The following is a 19,267-nucleotide window of genomic DNA, read 5'->3' on the forward strand; positions in this document are numbered from 1 at the left end:
CACGCCTTGGGCCGGAGGCTGGCTCGGTGGCATCACGGCCCTGCCCTGGTCAGCGCCGCGTGATGAAGAATTCGACGCGCCGGTTGGCAGCGCGGCCCGCGTGGGTGCGGTTGGCGGCGATCGGCCGGTCCTCGCCGTGGCCGATCGCCTCCATCCGCTCTGCGCTCACGCCCTGACCCATCAGGTAGGCGCGCACGGCGTTCGCGCGGCCATCCGAGAGCCCTCGGTTGTAGTCGGCCGCGCCGCGACTATCCGTATGCCCCTCGATCCGCACCCAGAGGCGAGAGTGATCGCGCAGCACCTGCGCCACCTCGTTGAGCAGCGGAAAGGAGATCGGCAAGATGCGAGTCTTGGCGGTAGCGAAGTGGATCTTCTGCTTCAGCTCGAGCTTGGTCTGCGTGACGACGACGAGGCGGTAGCGATCCGGACAGCCATCCTCGTCCTCTTCGCCGTCGTAGTCCTCCGCCTGGTCCGGGCAGCGGTCGACGAGATCTGGGAGGTTGTCCTTGTCGTTGTCCTCGTCCGGACAGCCATCCTCGTCCTCGAAGCCGTCGTGGTCCTCGGGTCGGACGGGGCAGCTATCGAGCGCATCGGGCACGCCGTCGTTGTCGTTGTCGAGGTCGGGGCAACCGTCATCGTCGACGAAGGCGTCGATGTCCTCCGGATGATTGGGGCAGAGGTCCTTGACGTCGGGGATGCCATCGCCGTCGTTATCAGCTTCGGGGCAGCCATCCGTGTCGCGGAAGCCATCCTTATCCTCGGGAACCCGCGGACACTGATCGTCACGGTCGAAGATGCCATCGCCGTCGGTGTCGGGCGGTCGGCTGCATTGGTCCGGCGGCGAGTTGTCGAAGGCCAGCTTGGCGTTCTCGCGCGCTACCGCCAGGTGGTCCTGGGCCGGCACGAAGTTGCCGAGATCCATCTCGTCGCGGGTCCGCGCGAGGTTGACCTCCGCCAGCGCCAGGTAGCGTGCCGAGCACTTATAGGCCCCATTGCGCCGCGCGCGGCGAATCAGCTCCTGGACCTGATCGGCCTCGGGGCGTAGCTGCTGACCGACGCAAGCAGAGCCGGCGACGGCCAGCGCACACACGATCAAGACGCCAACGGGACGTTGCACGATCGGCTTCCTTCAGCGAGCGGGAGACGTGTCGGATGCGGGCGCGGCCTTGCGCTCGCGCTCGCCCTGCCGACGCGCCGCCACCTCGCGCCGATCACGGGCCACCTGTGCGGCGCGGCGCCGGCCTTCGCGCGCCAGGCGCGCCGAGCGCTTGCCGTAATCAATTGCGAGCTCGAAATCGGCCCGCGCCCCGAACTCGCGGGCCATCCGCAGGTACTCCCACGCCGCGTGGTACTCGTAGGGCGCCAGCTCGCGAGCCCCCGCGTCCTCGGCGTCTTGCACCAGGTCGCGCGCGTCGACGGTTACGGTTTGCAAGTAGCCAATCGGCCCGCAGCCCGCCAGTGAGACGAAAAACAGTGAGACGAAACCCAGCGCGGCGCGGGTCCGCGCGAATCGTCCTGCCAACCGGTCGCCGGCCGACAACCACCTGCCAGGAGCCGAGCCCCCAGGGGCCGACCGTCGCAGCGCGGGGCACGCCCGCTGGGCCACGTCGACCGGCGCGCTGTGCCCGCTCCCCTGGCCTGTATGGGCGAGGGAGCCGCAGCGACCCAACCTTCTACGCTGAGGTGAAGGCGGCGAAATTACGCCGCTGAGGAGCCATCGCATCGTCGGGGACGCTAGCAACCACGCCTACCGGCGTCAAGAACTGCTGCGGCGCGCGCGCGCCGGCGCTGGAGCCCTCGGGGGGACGCCGCCGCGCAAGTGCCCCGGGGACGCGGTCGCGTCCGCCGCAGGTCCGCCGAAGCTCCGCCAAAGGTGGTCGTCGCGGGGGCGCTCGCGGACCAGCGTCAGCCGCTCAGAACTACCTGCGAATCCGGCCGATCTTGGCTTGCGGCCCCCGATCGGATGCGTTAAGAACGGCCCGGCTGGAAACGATCGCGACTCGTCTCGCCGCAGCATGCCGTCAGCCGCCGTGCGCGAATCCGCGCCGTGGCACGGAGGCGCAGTGCTCGCGACCTCAGACTTCGGAGGACCCTTTGAAAAGGCTCGTCGCTTATTTGCTCGAAAACCTGATCCTCGACTTCCAGGGCGACCTGACGCTCGACATGGTTCGCGACTACCTGCGCGACGACAACAGCCCGGAGGCTCGGGCCGTGCTTTCGAAGCTCGTCGAGGAGCGGGGCGTCTCGGAGATGATGATCGTGCTGGCCGACTGCCTGCAGGAGTACCTGGCGACCGGGATCACCGGCGACGTTGTGGTCAATCAGATCCGCACCTACGCCGAGTCCTAGCCGCGCCGCGTCGGCTCCACGCCGCCCCATGGCGCCTTCGGCTCGCGCTGCTGGCCGCCACCTGCGGCGCCGCCTGCACCCGCGACGGCGGGGCCCCCTACGGTTTCGTTGAAGAAGCCCTGCGCTTCGAGCGCAGCGTTCCTGTCGCGGGCGCCAACGACGTGGCCATCGACGGCCCCATCGACCTGTACTTCTCGTCGCCCGATCGCCGCGGAGGCCCTGCGCGAGCGCAGCGTCGGCCTGAGCAGTGGCCTGGTCTACAGCAGCGTCAGGTTGGTCGTCGACTTGCTGGAGCGGCGGCTGCGCGCGCTGCCGGATGTGGTGCTGCGCCCCCACCTCGACTACCGGCTGACCGTGGGCACCGATCTGCGTGCCCTCGACGGGCGCCAGCTCGCCGCGCCCGTGACCTTTACCTTCACCACCGGCAGCAGGCGCGAGCCGCGCGCGCCGGCGAAGCCCGCAGGCGGACTGGCCGAGCTGCAGCCGCTCTGGTCGGCGCGCTGCGTCGACAGCTGCCACAGCGCGTCCGTCGCGCGCGCTAGACTCGACCTTTCGTCGGCGGCAGCGGCCCTCCGTGACCTGCGCAACGTCGCCAGCGACCAGAGCGACCTGCTGCGGGTGGCGCCAGGCGACCACGCGCGCAGCTATTTGCTGCGCAAGCTGCTGCTGGGCGCGCCGATTCGCGGCTTGCCGATGCCGCCCACAGGCCCTCCGTTGACCGACGAAGAGCTCCACGCGGTCGCCGCCTGGATCGACGGCGGGGCGCAGCCTTGACCTCTGGGACGGCTCGCGCCAACGTGTTCGGCGCGCTCGCGGTCGAAGCGTGATCCTCCGGCTCGGCGATGGGGCCGCGGCGCGCGCTGAGGAGCAGCGATGAAGATAGCCAAGGGTTTGAGGGTGACGCTCGAGTATCAGCTCGCCCGCGCGGACAGCCAGGAGATCATCGAGAGCTCGGCAGAGACCGGGCCGCTCGAATACGTGCACGGCGACGGCAGAATGCTGCCCGCGCTCGAGCGACGCATCGAGGGCCTCGTCGTCGGCGATGAGCGCAAGGGCGTCATTGCAGCGGCCGAGGCCTATGGCGCTGGCTCCTCGCTGCCGACGACGGCGCTCTCGCGCAGACACTTCCCGCCGGGCGCCACGCCGCAGGTTGGAGAACGCTTCGAGGCCAAGGACCCGCAGGGTCGGCCGGTGGCCTTCGTCGTGCTGGGCGTGGACGGGGAGCGCATCCAGGTGCGCTTTCTCCACCCGCTCGCCGAGCAGGACCTCTCCTACGCCTTGAAGATCCTGAAGATCGTCGACCCCAAGGTGCCGCCGCCACCGCCGCCGGGCTGAGGCGAGTTCCGGCGCGACAGTCGCGCCTCTCGCCCGCCTCTGGGCCTCCTCTGCTCAACGCCTCGTCGGCGTAGCTGGGTCGACGAGGGCCTCGTAGCGCCCACCGGGCGCCAGGCTGACCCAGCCCTCGAGCTCGAGGCGCAGGAGCGCCATCGCTGCCCGCGCCGGCCCGATACCGGCGCGGTTCACCCAGTGGTCGAAGGGCGCCGCGATCGCCTCCTCCCGCAGCAGGGCGAGCAAACACCGCTGGTCGTCGTCGAGCAGCACCTCGGAGCGCACCACCGGTGAGGCCAGCGCTCCGGCCAGCAGAGCGGAGACCTGCGCCGCCGTCTCCACCGCCACTGCGCCCCGCGCGATCAGCGCCCCGGTGCCCGGTGAGCCAGGCACGGCCGCCACGGAAACCCCGAGTTTTCGCGCCCAGGACGCAGTCTGAAGCGCGCCCGACGAGAGACCGGCCTCGACCACCACGACCACACGAGCCAGCACCGCGATCAGGGCATTGCGTTGGGGGAAGTGGCTGCGCCGCGGCGGCGTGCCCGCCGGGAAGGGACTCAAGAGCAGACCACCACCCTCGATGCAGCGCCGAAAGAGCGATCGATTGCGCTCGGGATAGGGGCAATCGATGCCATTGCCCAGCACCACGACGGTTCCCGCTCCCCCGCGCAAGCAGCCCTCATGCGCGGCCGCGTCGACGCCGATCGCCCCGCCCGAGACGACCGATACGCCACCAGCCGCCAAGTCCTCCGCCAACCGTGCCGCGGCGTCGACGCCCGCGCGCCGCGCCGCGCGCGCACCCACGATGGCGACGAGCTCACGCTCGAGCAGCGACGTGGCGCCACAGCTGAAGAGCGCCTCGGGGGGGCGCGGCAGGCGTGCTATGGCGGCCGGGTAGTGCGGATGGGAGCGGAGCAGGACAGCGGCGAGGAAGCGCACGCGACCTTATCGGCGCCACGCCCTCGGGCGTTGCGCCGAAGGTCCGCCGCAGGAGCAGGGCACCATCGCTTCGACCGCTGACCCGCGAGAGGAAGTCGCGGGGGCGTTGGCGGGCGTGAGCCCCACGGGACTTTGAAGCGCGGCCGCTACCCGCGCGCCCAGCCGCCTGCGGTCGCCCTCAGTAGCCGCGGCGGAGGCGCACGAGATCGCCTTCGCGCAGCTCACGCGTGGCACGCGTGACGATCCCAATCGAGGTCTCGTCGCGCGCCTCGATCACGGAGATCTCGGCCACGGTCTCCTCGGGGAAGACCTCGGTGTCGCGCTCGAAGTCCTGATACATGTTTCGTTGACCGTCGCCACGCCGCTGCACGAGGAAGCGGTTGCCCGGCTCCACATGCGCCTGTCGCCCGCGGTTGAGGAAGACCAGCTCGTCGGGCCCGATCATGGTCTTGGGCAGGAGATGGCCGACAATGCGACCCTCGAGGTTCTCCCGCGCCGGACGCGGCTCGAGCCGACGGAAGGTGCGGCGCAGCGGACCGACGAGCGCCCCGCGCTCGATGTTGGCGAGTACGTCGACGATCTCTGCTGTGGCGACGCCCGTCTTGGAGAGGCGCTTGACGCGCGCCTCGCCCAAGACCTCGACGACGTAGCCGACGATCCGGCCGCCATCGCGAAGCTCGCGCCGCCGCTCGAAGATCGTATAGGCGGTACCAGGCTTGGGGCGAAACCCCTCGCCACCCGTCAAGTAGACCTCATCGTGCAGCGTGAGCATCGCCCGCTCCACCGCCGTCCCGGCGATGGTACCAGCGGCGGCGAGTTGCACGGGATCGACGAAGGCGCGCTGGCGCACCAACTCGCTGCCGCCGCCGCGCCAGGCTCCGGCGGAACGGCGCACCGGCGTCGCCGTATCGTCGCCAACGCCACCCGCGGGCGCCAACCCGGGGCCAGCCTGGCCCCTCGCTCCCGGGGCCCGACCCTCGCCGAGCGCCACGCGCACCTGGTCTCCGGGATAGATCCAATGCGGATTGGTGATCGCCTTGTTCCGCGCCCAGAGCTGCGGCCAGGCGCTCGCGTCGCCCAGGTACTGCTCGCTGATGGAGGAAAGGCTTTCGCCGGCGCGCACGGTGTGGGTCTCGGGCAAGGCGCCGCTCGCCCGCGCGCGGTCAATCGCACCGCCGTAGAGCGCCGGATTCGTATCACCGATGATCATGTCGCCGCCCGAGTAGCCGCCTGGCGACGCCTCGGCGCCCTCCCCCTCGCCCGCGCTCCCATCGCCCCTGCCCGCGCCGCCTGCAGCGGCCTCACCCGTCCCGCTCGGCGGCGTCGCAGCCCCCTGAAAGTCCAGCGGTGACTGCGGGTTGTCCGGCAAGGCCGGCTCGGATATCGCTTCACCGTCCCCCGCACCGGCCTGCTGGGCAAAGACCTGCGCTGCGGGCCAGCTCAGCGCGAGCGCACTCGACATCACAAACGCTAGAGCCCCTCGTCTCACGGCGCTCACCTCCGCTCTACACCACCGCCGGGCAGCGGTGCCTCAACGCAGCGCGGACAGCCTGCGGGCCGCCAACTGCGCCACTTCGCTCTGTGGATAGGTCTGCGTGACCTGCGTTAATACGACGCGGGCCTGCCGCTGGTCTCCCAGCGCCAGATAGCTATAGGCGAGCTTGAGCAAGGCGTCGGGGGCCTTGTTGCCGCCGGGGTACTGCGCGATCACTCGTCGAAAAACCTTCTGCGCTTCGGCGTGCAGCTTCTGGTCGTACAAGCACTCGCCGAGCCAGTAGAGGGCGTTGTCAGCGTAGGCGTGTTGGCCGTGCCGCCGCACGAACTCACGAAAGCCCAAGGCGGCCTTCGCCGGCTGGCCGGCACGGTAGCTGGCCAGCGCCCCTTGATAGAGGTGCATCGCCTCGCCATCCGACGTGCGCGCCGCCGCATGCACCACCGGGCGCCGCGCGACCGGCACCACGGGAAGGGTCTCGTCGACGGCGGCCAGGTTCATCGCCTCTCCCGGGTCGCGCGCCGCCTGGCCCCTCCCGGAGCCGCCCGCGCCGTGCAGTCGCAGCAGCGGCCGGGGCCCGCCGCGCAGCGCCGCGCCGCCGTAGGCCACCGCCTCGCTCGCCACCAGCGTCTCCGGTCGGCTCTCCGCGGAAGCGGTCGCCGCGCCGAAAGCCAAATCGTCCACCTCGGGGCTCGGATCGTCGAGGATCCTGCGCGTGTCACGCGCCGCCCCTCGATCGTCCGACGGGCCCGAGCGCGCGGCCGCTGCCCTCACCGGCGCGGCCGCCGGCGCTTGCTCGCCGTCACCGGGCCCATCGGCGGCCGCCGGCGCGCCGATGCGCACGACCGGCAGCCTTGGCGCGCCCTCTCCGACGGAGTCGCCGCCACGCCGCTGGAGCGCGACCCGCGTGGTGTCCAACATGTCCTCGAGCAGAAACACCCGCTGGTTGAGCTCCTCGACGCGATCGTCGCGCGCGCTCAGGCGGCCCTCGAACTCCGAAAGACGGCGGGCCAGGCGCCCCGCCTCGTCGGCACGCAGCGTCGCGCGCGCGGCGCAGCCCTGCGGCGCCAACGCGACGCCGACCAGCCACGCCACCACCGCGCCGCGCCCGTCCATCACCACCCGCCCCTTTTTCGACCAAGCCGGCTCGACATCGTTTCGGCCGAGTTTCGGCCCGAGCCAGCTCGACATCGCTTCGCGCGGCCCTCAAGCTCGCCGGTCCGCCCACGGGCACCCGCACGGGCGCCCGCACGCGCACCCGCGCCAGGCCGCCGCATGAACGCCGCGCCCACCTGCTGATCGCGTGCTGATCTGGCCGTCGAGCAACCGCCATTATAGGGTCGCAGGGCAATGGCCACCAAGAAAGTCGCCAGCGGGCCCCGCGAGCAGCGCCAAGCCGCACCATCCTGGCACGGTCCAGCGGCTGATCCGGACGTGGAATGCTGGCGTTTCGCGCTTCCACGCGCCGAGATCGGCTACGTGCGCTCTTTGCTCGAGGCCTACGAGGGCCTGGCGCAGATGGACTCGGAGGCCGGCCGGGCCGAGATCCGCTGGACGGTGCCACGGAGTCGCTGCGCCGAGGCAAGGGCGCTCGCGCGGGCCCTGGCCGAGGAGGTGCATCTCGTCGCCGTCGGCGACGATCACGCGCTCGCGTAGACCTCGGCCAACACGGCCGCAGCACCCGCTGCCAGCAGGTCCTCGGCCAAGGCCTCGCCGAGCGCCTCACCCGCTGCCACCGGACCGCTGCGCTCCGCGCGAAAGATCGGCTGCCCCGTGGGGTGACCAACGAGCGCCGCGAGCCGCAGCTCGTGCGCACCGACCCGTGTGGCGTGCCCACCGATCGGCACCTGGCATCCGCCACCGAGACGGGCCAGCAACGCGCGCTCGGCGCGGACACAGCAGGCGGTGGCCTCGTCATGCAAGGGTCGCAGGAGCGCCACGGTCGCTGCGTCGTCGCAGCGGGTCTCGATCCCGAGCGCGCCCTGACCGATCGCCGGCAACCACGGCGGATCGAGGCACTCGGCGATGCGCGCGCCGAAGCCGAGCCGCTTGAGGCCCGCCGCCGCCAAGACAATGGCGTCGAAGGCGCCTTCGTCGAGACGGCGCAGGCGCGTGTCGACATTGCCGCGCAGCAGCGCAATCGTCAGGTCAGGGCGGGCCGCGAGGAGCTGGCAGCGACGGCGCAGACTCGCCGTGCCGACCCGCGCGCCCTCGGGCAGCGCGGCCAGGCCACCGTGCCGCGAGACGATCGCGTCGCGCGGATCCTCGCGCGTCGGAATCGCCGTCAGCTCGAGCCCCGCCGGAAGCGTCGCGGGCACATCCTTGATCGAGTGCACGGCGAGGTCGACCTCGCGACGGAGCAAGGCGTCCTCCAGCTCCTTGACGAAGAGACCTTTGCCGCCGACCTGCGCCAGCGGGACGTCGAGCAGCTTGTCGCCCTGGGTCTTGATCACCTGAAGCCGCACCTCGAGCCCAGGGCGCAGCGCGCGCAGCCGGTCGGCGATATGCCGCGCCTGCCACAACGCCAGCGCGCTCCCCCGCGTGCCAATCACCACCGCGTTCACTTGCGCTCCTCCTCCTCGCCAGGCTCGCCCGCCCCGGGCGCGGGTGGCGCGGCCTCGACCAACGCCGGCTCCAGCGGCTCGCCGAGCGCCGGCTCCGGCTGCTCGCCGAGCGCCGGCTCCGGCAAGCCGAACAACTGCCGCGTGGCTGTCGGCAGCGGCACCCCGTTGGCTGCCGCAGCGTACTGTTTCAACGCGGTCGTCGGCACGTGGAGCAGCTTGTTGACGATCGCGTTGGCCAGACGGTCGAGGGCCACCCGCTGCTCCTCGCGCTCGAGCTGGAGCTGCCGCGCGGCGCGCTGCGCCTCGGCGCTGACCACCGCGCTGAACTGCGCCCTCAGCTGCTTGATCAAGGGCACCACGTCCTGGTGGCGCAGCCAGGTATCGAAGCCCTCGAGCTCGCCCTCGACGATGCGCTCGGCGACCTTCGCCTCGCGCCGCCGCGCCTGCAGGTTCGCCGCGAGCGCCTGCTCGAGATCGTCGACGTCGAAGAGGTAGAGATTGGGCAGCGAGCGCGCCTTGGGGTCGACGTCCCGCGGCACGGCGATATCAACCACCAGCAGCGAACGGGAGCGCCGCTGCCGCATCACGCCCGCGAGCAACTCGCGATCGATCAGGGGCTGCGGGCTGCCGGTCGAGCTGATCACCATGTCGGCCCACTCCAGCTGATGCGCGAGCGTCTCGAGGCCGACGGCCTCGCCGCCGAGGCGCCGCGCCAGCTCCTGGGCGCGCTCGAGGCTGCGGTTGGCGACGCGGATCCGCGTCGCGCCCTGCGCCACGAGATGCGTCACCGCGAGCTCTGCCATCTCACCGGCTCCGACCACCAGCACGGTGAGGTCGACGAGGTCGGCGAAGATCCGACCCGCCAGGTCGACGGCGACCGAGCTGACCGAAGCCGGATGGCGCGCGATCTCGGTCTCCGTGCGCACGCGCTTGCTGATCGCGAACGATCGCTCCATGCAGCGGCCGAGCCGCGAGCCGACGGCGCCGCACTCGCGCGCCCAGGCGAAGGCCTGCTTGACCTGCCCCATGATCTGGGCCTCGCCGACGACCATCGCGTCGAGGCTCGCGGTGACCCGAAAGATGTGCCCCAGCGCCTCGCCGCCCCAGCGGTAGTAGAGCGCGCCGTCGAGCTCCTCCGCGGTGACGCGACGTTGGCGCGCGAAGAGCTCACGCACGGTCTGCTCGGCCCGCGCCGGATCTTCGCTGACCAGGTAGAACTCGACGCGATTGCAGGTGCTGAGCAGCATCGCCTCTGCCACCGTCGGCGCGGCGCAGAGTTCGCGCAGCACGCCGGGGATCTCCGCCGGGGCAAAGGCCAAGCGCTCGCGCAACTGCAGCGGTGCCGTACGAAAGCTCAGACCCACGACACCGAAGGTCATCCCGCGAGCATCCGACGACCCACGTAGATCCAGAGCACCAGCACGGTCGCCGCGAAGCCGACCACCGTCAGCAGCGCGGCACGCCGTGCGCTGATGCTCATCGTCCAACGCGCGACGAGCAGCGCGGCGAAGACGATCCAGACGACGCCCGCCAGCAGGTGTTCCGGGCGCACACCGTGGGTCGGTCTCAGCTGCACCACCCACAGCACCCCGCTGACCAGGGCGAGTGTGAAGACCGGGAAACCGGCAGCGATCAGGACGCGGCCCAGGTGGTCGAGCGTGGCCAGCGGCGGCGTGCGCCGGTAGAGCGGTCCGAGGCGATTGTGCCGCAGCGCCCGGTCTTGCAGCAGGTAGACCGCCGCCACCGCACCAGCCAGCGCAAAGGCCACCACGCCGAAGGCGACCAGCGTGAGATGGAGCTTGCCCAGCAGCGCCAGGCCTTGCGGCCCGAGCGGCGGCGGCGCGCCACGCGGCGTCAGGCGACTGCCCGAGAGCAGCGCGAGCGCGAGCGGGCCGACGAGCAGACCGAGGACGTCGATGCGCCACGCCAGGGTCATCGCCAGGTAGGCCGCAACGAGCAGCCAGGCCGTCAGATGAAGCGCCCCAGCCACGTCGCGCAGCGGATGGAGCCCTTGCAAGCAAAGCGCACCCGTCGTCAGGGTCTGGGCCACGAGCCCTGCGCCGAAGACCGACCGGCCCGCCAACGTCAGCGTCCGACTGCGCGCGTCGCCGCGCGAGACCACGCGCAGCAACACCAGCACGCTCGCGGCGCCATAGAGGCCCAGGGTGACGTAGAACATAATGGGCACCACCGTCGGCACGCGCCGGACCGGCGCGGCAGCGGGCCGCACGAGTCCACGGTCACCGGCATGCCGCACCTGCGATACGGGCCCCGCGGGCGACCGTGCGCGCGCGAGCGGATACTACGGGGCGGCGGCTGCTGCTGCAACCGTGTCACCAGAGGCCCGGGCTCCCCGACGCGCAGCCGCACCTTGATCTCGACCCTCGGGACGGGTATCACATACGCGTGCTCGCGAGCGTCCTGCGAGCGCCAAACTCAGCGCGCCGAACCCCGGAGCAAGCGCGCCGAACCCCAGAGAATGGAGCAGACGATGGCGGCCTCCCCCGATGCGAATGTGCTCGAGATCAGCGATGCCACCTTCGAGAGCGAGGTGCTGAAGTCGCCGCTGCCCTTCCTGCTCGACCTGGCTGCGGAGTGGTGCGGTCCCTGCAAGGCGCTGGCGCCGGTCGTCAGCGGACTCGCCCAGGACTATGCCGGGAAGGTGCGCTTCGGCTCGCTCGACATCGATGGCAACCCGGGTGTGCCGACGCGCTACCAGGTGCGGAGCATCCCGACGCTGATTCTCTTTCACCAGGGAGAGGTCGTCGGCCAGCTGATCGGGGCCCAGCCGCGCCAACGGCTGGTCGCGCTCCTGGAGAAGGCGATCACCGCATAGGGTGATCGCTTGCGCGGCTAGTACGACGAGCGCCGCACGGACGCGTTCATCAGCAGGCCCGTCGCGCACATCGTCGTCATCATCGACGAACCGCCGTAGCTGACGAAGGGCAGGGTCACGCCGACCACGGGCATCAGTCCTGTGACCATCCCGACGCTGAAGACCGTGTGCCAGAAGAGCAGCGCCGCGACACCCACACAGAGCACGGCGCCGAAGCGATCGCGGGCCTGACTGGCCCGGCGCACCGCCAGCAGCACCAAGACGATGTAGAGCACGAGCAGCGCCACGCTGCCGATGAAGCCCCACTCCTCGGCCCATATCGCAAAGGGGAAGTCGGTCCAGCGCTCGGGTAGGAAATGCAGCCGGTTCTGCGTCCCCTGCATGTACCCCTTACCATTCCAGCCGCCCGAGCCAACGGCGAGGATCGACTGCCGCGACTGCCACCCGCTGCCCCCTGGGTCCGAGGAGGGGTCGAGGAAGGTGTAGATCCGGCGCTTCTGGTAGTCACGCAGGACGTAGCTCCAGATCAGCGGCGACGCCGCGATCACGGCCAGCAGCAGCGTCAGCACCGCGCGCAGCCGCAGCTTGGTCAGCAGCATGATCGAGATGAAGAGCAGCAGGATCAACAGGGCAGTACCCAGATCCGGCTGTCGCAAGACCAGCACGACCGGCGCGAGCACGAGCAGGAAGGGGATCAGCACATGGCGCAGCGTCCGCGCCTCGACCGTCGGATCGTCGTGGAGGTATTTCGCCAGCGCCAGGATCAGCAGCACCTTCATCGGCTCGGAGGGCTGCGCCGCGAAGCCGAAGAGCTCGAGCCAGCGCTGCGACGCATTGACACTCTTGCCGAAGATCAGCACCAGCAGCAGCGCCAGCAGGCCGGCACCGTAGAGCGGATAGGCCAGCCGGTAGAACAGGCGGTAGTCCACCGTCGCCGAGAGCACGAAGACGCCGAGCCCCAGCACGAGCCAGCCGACCTGCTGGCGCACCAGGGTCAGCGTCGTCGACGCGGTCGCCGAGTGGAGGTTGCCCAGACCGACCACGATCAGCACAGCGATGCAGATAAAGAGGGGCCAGTCGAAATGCGCCCGCAGCTTGCTCAATCCGCTCACGGCGATCCCCCGGCGCGCCGCTCAGCGGTCGGCGGCGCAGACGCAGAGCTCGGCGCAGCGGCCGCCTTGCTGAAGTAACTGCGCACGATCTCCATCGCGACGGGGGCCGCCACCTTCGCGGCCTGCCCGCCGTGCTCGATCAGCACCGCGACGGCGATCTGCGGCCGCTCGACCGGCGCATAGGCCGCGAACCAGGAGTGGTCCTCGAGCGCGTGCGCCGTGGCGAAGCCGCGGCGGATCACCTGGGCAGTCCCGGTCTTTCCCGCGACGGAGAGCCCCTCGAGGCGCGCGTCATGGCCAGTCCCCTTCGGGTCGGCAACGACCGCCACCAAGGCCGCGCGTAGGCGCTGCAGCGTCTCGGGACGCAGGTTGATCGCGCGACGAAGCCGCGGAATAAAGGGCTGCAAGACCTCGCCCGTCGGCGTCTCGATCCGCTCGACGATCTGCGGCGCGTAGAGGCGGCCGCCGTTGGCCAGCGCCGCGTAGAGCGCCGCCACCTGGATCGGCGTCACCTTGACGCTGCCCTGGCCGATCGCAGCGTTGAGCGTGAACCCGAGCCGGAAGGGCCGCCCGCGCTCCGCGTACCAGGCCTTCGTGGGAATCAGCCCACCCACCTCGCCGTTCAAGCCGACGCCGGTCGTCGCGCCCAGACCGAAGAGGCGCGCGTAGTTTGCCAAGCGGTCGAGCCCGACGCGCTCCGCCAGCAGGTAGAAGTAAACGTTGCATGACTCGGCCAGCGCCCGATGGAGATCGACCTTGCCGTGGGTGTGACTGCAGCGAAACGAGCGCCGGCCAAAGCTGTGCACGCCCTTGCAGGTGATGTGTTCGTCCCAGGTCGCGAGGTGATCCTCGACGGCGGCGGTCGCCGTCACCACCTTGAAGATCGACCCAGGGAAGTAGTTCTCGCGGAAGACCTTGTCGAGCAAGGGGCGCCGCGGATCGTCGAGCAACTCGCGTGCTTGGCGCGGCGTCAGCCGCCCGGTCAGCACGTTGGCGTCGAATGCGGGATGCGAGGCGGTGGCCAGCACCCGGCCCGTCTCGACCTCCAGCACCACCGCCGCGCCCGAGGCATAGCGGCGCAGAGCGCGCTCGACGCGCCGCTGCAGCTCGAGGTCGATCGTCAGGACGAGCGTATTCCCTGCCTGCGGCGCCACGCGCTGCGGCTGGCCGCCGAGCAGAGCGCCGGCCCACGGCTCGTGTCGTCGACGACCATGCGCGTCGACGATGACCCGCTCCACGCCCGTCAAACCGCGCAGCTGGTCCTCAAAGAGCCGTTCGACGCCGTAGCGCCCGACGAGCTGCCCCGCGTGGTAACGCCCGCGCGTATCGCGCGCCAGATCATCCGCAGTCACCTCGCTCATGTAGCCCAGGAGGTGCGCCGCCACCGCGCCATGCAAATAGTGGCGCTGGGCGACGGCCACCGCGTCGAAGGCGGGCACGTCGGTCTTCAGCATCTCGAGCTGCGCGAGCTGATCGCGATCGATGTCGCGCAGCAGCAGCAGGCGCTGATTGCGGCGCGTCGCGCGCGCCGCGGCCACGCGCCGCCGCACCACCCGCGCGCGCTCCGGGTCGATTCCGAGGGCGCGCACGAAGCGCTCGAGGGCGCGATCGTCGACGAAGCGGGGCGCGGCGTAGACGTCGAACGATGGGCGCACACCGACCAGCAGGCGCCGCGAACGGTCGAAGATCGCACCCCGGGCCGCCGCGATCGTCCTCTCCTGGAGGTAATTATCGGCGGCCGCCGCGCGGAACGCCGCCCCGCGCGCGACCTGCAACTGCCAGAGCCGCCCGATCAGCACGCCAAAGACGAGCAAGACGAAGACCACCAGGTAGGCGTAGCGTCGCTGCAGCTCCGGTATGTGGACAGGCGTGGCCAAGCAGCGACTCCTAGCGCAACCCCGACCGGGCACCGGGCAGCGCCTCGCGCCCGGCCAAGGCCTGATCGATCCGCGCCAGCGCCCGCAGCAGCGGCGCGGCCGCTGCTGCCGTGAGCAGCGTCTGGGCCAGCAGCAGCAGCAGCCAGGAGCCACTCGGTGCCGCGCGCCAGAGCACGCTGCGCAACAAGGTGCCCACGATCCCCGCGTAAAGCGCGGCGGCGCCGCCGACGATCGCGTAGGAGAGCGCACCGCCGAGATAGAGCTTGCGCGCCAGGCCGCGCCCAAAGAGATAGACCGCCGCCAGCGCCAGCGCCTGTAGACCGGCCGGGGTCCCGGCCAGCAGATCGGCCAGGTAGCCCAGGCCCACGGTGACGCCGACGCCGGCGGGATCGAACCAGCCCCCCGCGCGACTGATCGCGGCGCCGCGCGGGGCAGCCGCGGGCGCGGCCGTCAGCGACACATGCAGCACGATCAGCGTCGCCACATCGCAAGAGACGCGCGTCAAGCCGAAGAGCTGCAGCAGCGGACCGAGCAGCGTCAAGAGCACGAAGCCGATCGACCAAAACAACAGGACGCGGGTCACGGCGCCAATCCCCGCGCCGGAACGATCGCCGGCGCAGCTTCCCCGACCGCAGCGGGCGCCGGCGCCGCGATCACCAGCACCTCCTTGAGCTCGCCGAAGTCCATCGCCGGGGTGACGTCGACCTCGCGGTAGAGCCCACCCTCGTCGGGTCCAACCCGCGACACGCGCCCGACGACCAGCCCCTCGGGGAACAGCCCGGCGGCGCCGCTCGTCACCACCCAGTCGCCAGTCTTCACGGTCTCGCGCCGCAGGACGTAGTCGAGACGACAGCGATAGCCGTCGCTGCCATCCGCGCCGCGCAGGAGCCCTCGCGCCCCGCTCCGGCTCAGGACGACGTCGACGGCGCTCTTGGGGTCGACGAGGAGCGTCACCTCGGCGTAGTCACCGAAGACGCGGCCCACGCGACCGACGACGCCTTGATCGGTCACCACCGGCATCCCGCGCCGCAGCAACTCGCCGCCACGGTCGACATAGAGCCGCAGCGCCCGCGCGAAGGCCGAGGGCGGCCTGCCTATCACGCGCGCCGACACGGTCTCCAAGCCGCGGCGCTGGCGAAAGGCCAGCAGCCGTTCATAGCGGGCCGCGATGCGCAGCTCGCGCCGCGCCTGCTGGAGGCCGAAGCGCAGCTGCTGCCGCTCGGCGCGGAGCGCTTCGTTCTCGCCCTCGACGTGCACCAGGAAGAAGTAGCGCCGCCACCAGCGCTGCACGCCTTCCGCGGAAGACGCTACGGCGCGCTCCAGCGGGCCCGCCGCGCGCAAGAGCAACCGGTCGAAGCCATTGAGTTCGCCGGGGGCGCGCAGCTGCGCGCGCAGCAGCAACAGCGGCAAGCCTACCAGCAGCAGCGCCAACAGCAGGTCGCGCCAGCGCCGCGGTAGCATCAGAGTCGACATCGACGCCCTCTCGTCGGGTCAGCGAGCGACTGGCGAGCCGCCCCTGACTGGCGTGCAGCGGCGGCAGGGCGGGCTACGCCCTCGCGCAGTCGGTTAGCGCGCGTCGTCGCCCGATCGCCGCAAGCTCAATGACCCGATCGCCGCAAGCTCAATGGATCGCCACCTCGCGCAAGAGCTTTAGCTCGTCGAGCGCGCGACCCGAACCGAGCGCCACGGCGCATTCCGGGTTGTCGGAGAGCATTACGGGCAGCCCCGTCTCCTCGCGAATCAGCACGTCGAGGTTGCGCAGCTGCGAGCCACCACCGGTCAGCACGATTCCCTTATCGACGATGTCGGCGGAGAGCTCCGGAGGCGTCCGCTCGAGCACCACCCGAACCGCGTCGACGATCGCGTTGATCGGCTCCGCCAACGCCTCGCGGATCTCGTCGGAGTTGGTCGTGATCGTCTTGGGTACCCCGGCGACGAGGTCGCGCCCCTTGACCTCCATCGTCAGCAGCTCATCGGGTGGGTAGGCGTTGCCGATCGTCTTCTTGATCTGCTCGGCCGTGCGCTCGCCAATCAGGAGGTTGTACTTGCGCTTGATGTACTGAGCGATCGCCTCATCCATCTTGTCGCCGGCGACGCGCAGCGATCGCGCATAGACGATGCCGGCCAGCGAGATGATCGCGACCTCCGTCGTGCCACCCCCGATGTCGACGATCATATTGCCGCTCGGCTCGGTGATCGGCAGCCCAGCACCGATCGCGGCGGCCATCGGCTCCTCGATCAGGTAGACTTCGCGCGCGCTGGCCGCCAGCGCCGAATCGCGCACCGCGCGCTTCTCCACCTCGGTGATGCCGGATGGCACGCAGATGATGATACGCGGTCGCACGAGCGTCTTGCGCTTATGCGCGCGGGTGATGAAATACCGTAGCATCGCTTCGGTGATCTCGAAGTCGGCGATCACGCCGTCCTTCATCGGTCGAATCGCCACGATGTTGCCAGGGGTCCGCCCCAGCATCTCCTTGGCCTCGTGCCCCACGGCGAGCACCCGACGTCCGCCGTTGCCATTCTTCTGCACGGCGACCACCGAGGGCTCGTGCGCGACGATGCCCCGATCCTTGACGTAGGTCAGCGTCGTGGCCGTGCCGAGGTCGATCGCCATGTCGTTGGAGAACAGGCCGTAGACCCAGTCGAGAAGCATGGCGCAGCCTGTCCGGGGAGAAGGGCCCCCACGTGGGAAGCAGCGCCCCGCCGACAAGATAGCCGCCAGGGCGCGTTGCTCATACACCAGCCCCTGCACGCTGACAAGCGCCGGCCGCTGCCGCCGGCCGCCGGCCCTATGGCCCTCCGGCCCGCGGTGAACCTGCAGCAGAATTTCGCGGCCAGGGCCGGCGTTGCAGCGCGTGGGGCCTTCTGTTAGGGTCCCGCGGAAACGCGGGGTTCATCGCTGGTCCATGCCCGCTTCGGCTGGCCGTTCAGCCCGCAGAACCGCCCTGAAGACCGCCCTCGAGGTGTCCGATGCTCGATAGAATGCGCAAGCATTCGCGCTCCTTCATCATCTACATCTTCTTTGGCATCATCATCGGCGTCTTCGTCGTCAACTTCGGTCCGCAGTCGCAGGGCTGCGTAGCCGACACGACCCACGCGGGTGCGGTCGCCGGCCGGGCGATTACGATCAACGACATCAGCTATGCGATGGCGGTGGCGGGATTGCCCAGCTCGGGTCTCGCGGAGGACCAGGTCGCGATGCTGCGGGCGTTGATCTTGGATCGCTACGTGGTGCGCGAGCTGATGGCCGAGCGAGCGATCGAGCTCGGGCTGCGCGTCCCGGACGCCGAGATCGAGGATATGCTGCTGGCCGGGCGCTACCTCGCGCTGGGCCAACAGCAGCCGCTCGTCCGCGGCGACAGCGGCGGCTTCGACTACGACCTGTTTTCGCGCTACGTGCGCTATAACTGGGGCATCACCGTCAAGAAGTTCAAGGAGGAGCAGCGCCGCGAGCTCTTGGCGCACAAGCTGAGACAGCTGCTCGACGGCGCCGTTGGCGTGGCCCCCAGCGAGGTGCAGAACGACTTCGTGCAGCGCCAGACGCAGGTTCAGCTGCAGTACGTGCGCTTCGCCCCGAGCGAGCTGCGCGAGCGCGTGCGCTTGACCACTGCCCAGCTCGACGCCTTCGCCGCGACGCACCAGCAGGCGCTGAGAAAGTACTACGAGGTCAATCGGACGGCCTTCACTGGCCTGCCGCAGCAGGTGCTGGTCCGCGCCCTCGCCCTCCGGGCCGCCATCGGTGGGGATCGCCAGGCCGCCCAAGCGGCGGCCGCGCGCCTGCTGGCGAAGGCCCGCGCAGGGGCGGACCTCGGGGCGCTGGCGCGCGAGGCCTCGACAGACGCCAGCGCTGGCGTCGACGGGCTGCTCGGTTGGCGCAACAGCGCCGCGCCGGCGATTGCGCCGGCCGTCGATGCCGCGCTGCAGCAGCTCAAGGACGGCGAGCTCTCCCAGGTGATCGTCGCCGGCGAACGGCTCTATATCGTGCGCATCGAAGGTCGCCGCAGCGGCGACGTGCCGCTGGCCAAGGCCGAGCGCGAGATCGCGCTCGAGCTGGCGCGCGACGAGGGCGCCCGCGCCCTAGCCAACGAGCTCGCCAACAGCTTCCTCGCCCGGATCAAGCGGGGCGCCAAGCTGGAGCAGCTCTTCGTGGCCGCGCGCGACGAGGGCGCGACGACAGACGACGCGACGACGGACGAAGGGCCCGCGGGGGACGGCGGCGCTGCGGAGGCGCCGCCCTCCGCGACGGCGGCGGTCGCCGCTGCCGGAGACAGCGCCGGCGCCGGCAGCCCCGGGCCTGACGATCGCCGCTTTGAGCTGAGGACCTCGAGCCTCTTCATGCGCAGCCCTGATCACACCATTCCCGGCATCGGCGCCTCTGGGGAGCTCAGCGAGGCGGTCTTCCGCCTGCAGCGCGGTGAGGTGGCGGATCGCCCCTTCGCCGTCGGTCCCATGGTCTATCTCGTGGCCCTCAAGGACCGCCGAGAGGCTGACATGCAGGAGTGGGCCGAGCGCCGACAAGAACTGACGCGCTCGTACCAGGACGCGAAGGCGCAGGAGCTCGTGCGGCACGTCGAACAGGACCTCTGCCAGCGGGCGCTCGAGCGCAAGCGCGTGAACATCGATCCGCGTATCCTCGCGCGGCCGGCGGCTGAGGGTGAGGCGAAAGACAAGAGCGCCGACTACGTCCCCTGCCGCACCCTGCAGGCCGCGGGGGCGATGCTCTAGGCGCGGACGGCGCACCGCAGGGAATGGATCGCAGCGCGCGC

At 70.7% G+C, this 19,267-nt stretch carries 19 protein-coding genes; 6 read left to right on the forward strand and 13 right to left on the reverse strand.

The window, feature by feature from the left end:
* Window positions 1-49 precede the first annotated feature (49 nt).
* Both IPL40_09505 and IPL40_09510 read right to left on the reverse strand, forming a co-directional pair.
* Complete coding sequence (locus tag IPL40_09505; protein ID MBK8481393.1) at window positions 50-1,096, reverse strand: OmpA family protein; 1,047 nt, start codon at window positions 1,094-1,096, stop codon at window positions 50-52.
* Window positions 1,097-1,129: 33 nt separating this feature from the next.
* Window positions 1,130-1,540, reverse strand: coding sequence for a DUF4398 domain-containing protein (locus IPL40_09510; protein MBK8481394.1), 411 nt, complete (start codon window positions 1,538-1,540; stop codon window positions 1,130-1,132).
* A 554-nt stretch (window positions 1,541-2,094) separates the two neighbouring features.
* Between IPL40_09510 and IPL40_09515 the strand changes: the two genes are divergently transcribed.
* The 3 genes from IPL40_09515 (at window position 2,095) to IPL40_09525 (ending at window position 3,684) form a co-directional block, all read left to right on the forward strand.
* Window positions 2,095-2,349 (forward strand): hypothetical protein, encoded by a 255-nt coding sequence (locus IPL40_09515; protein MBK8481395.1) that lies wholly within the window; start codon window positions 2,095-2,097, stop codon window positions 2,347-2,349.
* Between the two features lie 108 nt (window positions 2,350-2,457).
* A complete protein-coding gene (locus tag IPL40_09520; protein MBK8481396.1) occupies window positions 2,458-3,123 on the forward strand; it encodes a hypothetical protein in 666 nt (221 codons plus the stop codon).
* A gap of 99 nt (window positions 3,124-3,222) precedes the next feature.
* The gene (locus tag IPL40_09525; protein ID MBK8481397.1) at window positions 3,223-3,684 is read left to right on the forward strand and encodes an FKBP-type peptidyl-prolyl cis-trans isomerase; all 462 of its coding nucleotides are present in this window, start codon (window positions 3,223-3,225) and stop codon (window positions 3,682-3,684) included.
* A gap of 54 nt (window positions 3,685-3,738) precedes the next feature.
* Here IPL40_09525 and IPL40_09530 read toward each other — a convergent pair whose 3' ends face one another.
* The 3 genes from IPL40_09530 to ybgF all read right to left on the reverse strand — a co-directional run bounded on the left by IPL40_09530 (window position 3,739) and on the right by ybgF (window position 7,225).
* A complete protein-coding gene (locus IPL40_09530; GenBank protein ID MBK8481398.1) occupies window positions 3,739-4,617 on the reverse strand; it encodes a DNA-protecting protein DprA in 879 nt (292 codons plus the stop codon).
* Between the two features lie 178 nt (window positions 4,618-4,795).
* Window positions 4,796-6,079: a LysM peptidoglycan-binding domain-containing protein gene (locus IPL40_09535; GenBank protein MBK8481399.1), complete on the reverse strand. Its 1,284-nt coding sequence runs from the start codon at window positions 6,077-6,079 to the stop codon at window positions 4,796-4,798.
* 69 nt (window positions 6,080-6,148) lie between these two features.
* Entirely contained in the window at window positions 6,149-7,225 is a 1,077-nt protein-coding gene (gene ybgF, locus IPL40_09540) for a tol-pal system protein YbgF (protein ID MBK8481400.1), read from the reverse strand.
* A gap of 318 nt (window positions 7,226-7,543) precedes the next feature.
* Between ybgF and IPL40_09545 the strand changes: the two genes are divergently transcribed.
* Window positions 7,544-7,765 (forward strand): DUF4911 domain-containing protein, encoded by a 222-nt coding sequence (locus tag IPL40_09545; protein MBK8481401.1) that lies wholly within the window; start codon window positions 7,544-7,546, stop codon window positions 7,763-7,765.
* On the opposite strand, the gene hemC is transcribed toward IPL40_09545, so the two are convergent.
* Genes hemC through ccsA form a run of 3 tightly spaced genes read right to left on the reverse strand, consistent with a single transcriptional unit; the run spans window position 7,750 to window position 10,852 of the window.
* Window positions 7,750-8,673: a hydroxymethylbilane synthase gene (gene hemC, locus IPL40_09550; GenBank protein ID MBK8481402.1), complete on the reverse strand. Its 924-nt coding sequence runs from the start codon at window positions 8,671-8,673 to the stop codon at window positions 7,750-7,752. The genes IPL40_09545 and hemC overlap by 16 nt on opposite strands.
* Window positions 8,670-10,052 (reverse strand): glutamyl-tRNA reductase, encoded by a 1,383-nt coding sequence (locus IPL40_09555; protein MBK8481403.1) that lies wholly within the window; start codon window positions 10,050-10,052, stop codon window positions 8,670-8,672. The genes hemC and IPL40_09555 overlap by 4 nt, the downstream gene beginning before the upstream one ends.
* The gene (ccsA, locus tag IPL40_09560) at window positions 10,049-10,852 is read right to left on the reverse strand and encodes a cytochrome c biogenesis protein CcsA (protein MBK8481404.1); all 804 of its coding nucleotides are present in this window, start codon (window positions 10,850-10,852) and stop codon (window positions 10,049-10,051) included. Before ccsA ends, IPL40_09555 begins: the two co-directional genes overlap by 4 nt.
* 312 nt (window positions 10,853-11,164) lie before the next feature.
* On the opposite strand from ccsA, the gene trxA reads away from it, so the two are divergent.
* Window positions 11,165-11,509 carry a thioredoxin gene (gene trxA / locus IPL40_09565; protein ID MBK8481405.1) on the forward strand — a complete coding sequence of 115 codons (345 nt, stop codon included), beginning with the start codon at window positions 11,165-11,167 and terminating at the stop codon, window positions 11,507-11,509.
* Between the two features lie 17 nt (window positions 11,510-11,526).
* On the opposite strand, the gene rodA is transcribed toward trxA, so the two are convergent.
* The 5 genes from rodA to IPL40_09590 all read right to left on the reverse strand — a co-directional run bounded on the left by rodA (window position 11,527) and on the right by IPL40_09590 (window position 17,154).
* Complete coding sequence (gene rodA / locus IPL40_09570) at window positions 11,527-12,621, reverse strand: rod shape-determining protein RodA (protein MBK8481406.1); 1,095 nt, start codon at window positions 12,619-12,621, stop codon at window positions 11,527-11,529.
* Window positions 12,618-14,498 carry a penicillin-binding protein 2 gene (mrdA, locus tag IPL40_09575; GenBank protein ID MBK8481407.1) on the reverse strand — a complete coding sequence of 627 codons (1,881 nt, stop codon included), beginning with the start codon at window positions 14,496-14,498 and terminating at the stop codon, window positions 12,618-12,620. Before mrdA ends, rodA begins: the two co-directional genes overlap by 4 nt.
* A gap of 10 nt (window positions 14,499-14,508) precedes the next feature.
* Window positions 14,509-15,081 (reverse strand): hypothetical protein, encoded by a 573-nt coding sequence (locus tag IPL40_09580; protein ID MBK8481408.1) that lies wholly within the window; start codon window positions 15,079-15,081, stop codon window positions 14,509-14,511.
* Window positions 15,078-15,971, reverse strand: a complete 894-nt coding sequence (locus IPL40_09585; GenBank protein MBK8481409.1) for a rod shape-determining protein MreC — start codon at window positions 15,969-15,971, stop codon at window positions 15,078-15,080. The genes IPL40_09580 and IPL40_09585 overlap by 4 nt, the downstream gene beginning before the upstream one ends.
* Window positions 15,972-16,119: 148 nt before the next feature.
* Window positions 16,120-17,154: a rod shape-determining protein gene (locus tag IPL40_09590; GenBank protein ID MBK8481410.1), complete on the reverse strand. Its 1,035-nt coding sequence runs from the start codon at window positions 17,152-17,154 to the stop codon at window positions 16,120-16,122.
* Window positions 17,155-17,471: 317 nt separating this feature from the next.
* Here IPL40_09590 and IPL40_09595 point away from each other — a divergent pair, with 317 nt between their 5' ends.
* Window positions 17,472-19,226, forward strand: a complete 1,755-nt coding sequence (locus tag IPL40_09595; GenBank protein MBK8481411.1) for a SurA N-terminal domain-containing protein — start codon at window positions 17,472-17,474, stop codon at window positions 19,224-19,226.
* Window positions 19,227-19,267: the final 41 nt, after the last annotated feature.

It is taken from the genome of Pseudomonadota bacterium (assembly GCA_016711215.1).
GTDB lineage: Bacteria > Myxococcota_A > Polyangia.

Coding starts and splice junctions, on each gene's coding strand:
- IPL40_09525 (MBK8481397.1), top strand. CDS start 3,223: ATGAAGATAGCCAAGGGTTTGAGGGTGACGCTCGAGTATCAGCTCGCC.
- IPL40_09535 (MBK8481399.1), bottom strand. CDS start 6,079: ATGTCGAGTGCGCTCGCGCTGAGCTGGCCCGCAGCGCAGGTCTTTGCC.
- ybgF (MBK8481400.1), bottom strand. CDS start 7,225: ATGGACGGGCGCGGCGCGGTGGTGGCGTGGCTGGTCGGCGTCGCGTTG.
- IPL40_09555 (MBK8481403.1), bottom strand. CDS start 10,052: ATGACCTTCGGTGTCGTGGGTCTGAGCTTTCGTACGGCACCGCTGCAG.
- ccsA (MBK8481404.1), bottom strand. CDS start 10,852: ATGTTCTACGTCACCCTGGGCCTCTATGGCGCCGCGAGCGTGCTGGTG.
- trxA (MBK8481405.1), top strand. CDS start 11,165: ATGGCGGCCTCCCCCGATGCGAATGTGCTCGAGATCAGCGATGCCACC.
- IPL40_09585 (MBK8481409.1), bottom strand. CDS start 15,971: ATGTCGACTCTGATGCTACCGCGGCGCTGGCGCGACCTGCTGTTGGCG.
- IPL40_09590 (MBK8481410.1), bottom strand. CDS start 17,154: ATGCTTCTCGACTGGGTCTACGGCCTGTTCTCCAACGACATGGCGATC.
- IPL40_09595 (MBK8481411.1), top strand. CDS start 17,472: ATGCTCGATAGAATGCGCAAGCATTCGCGCTCCTTCATCATCTACATC.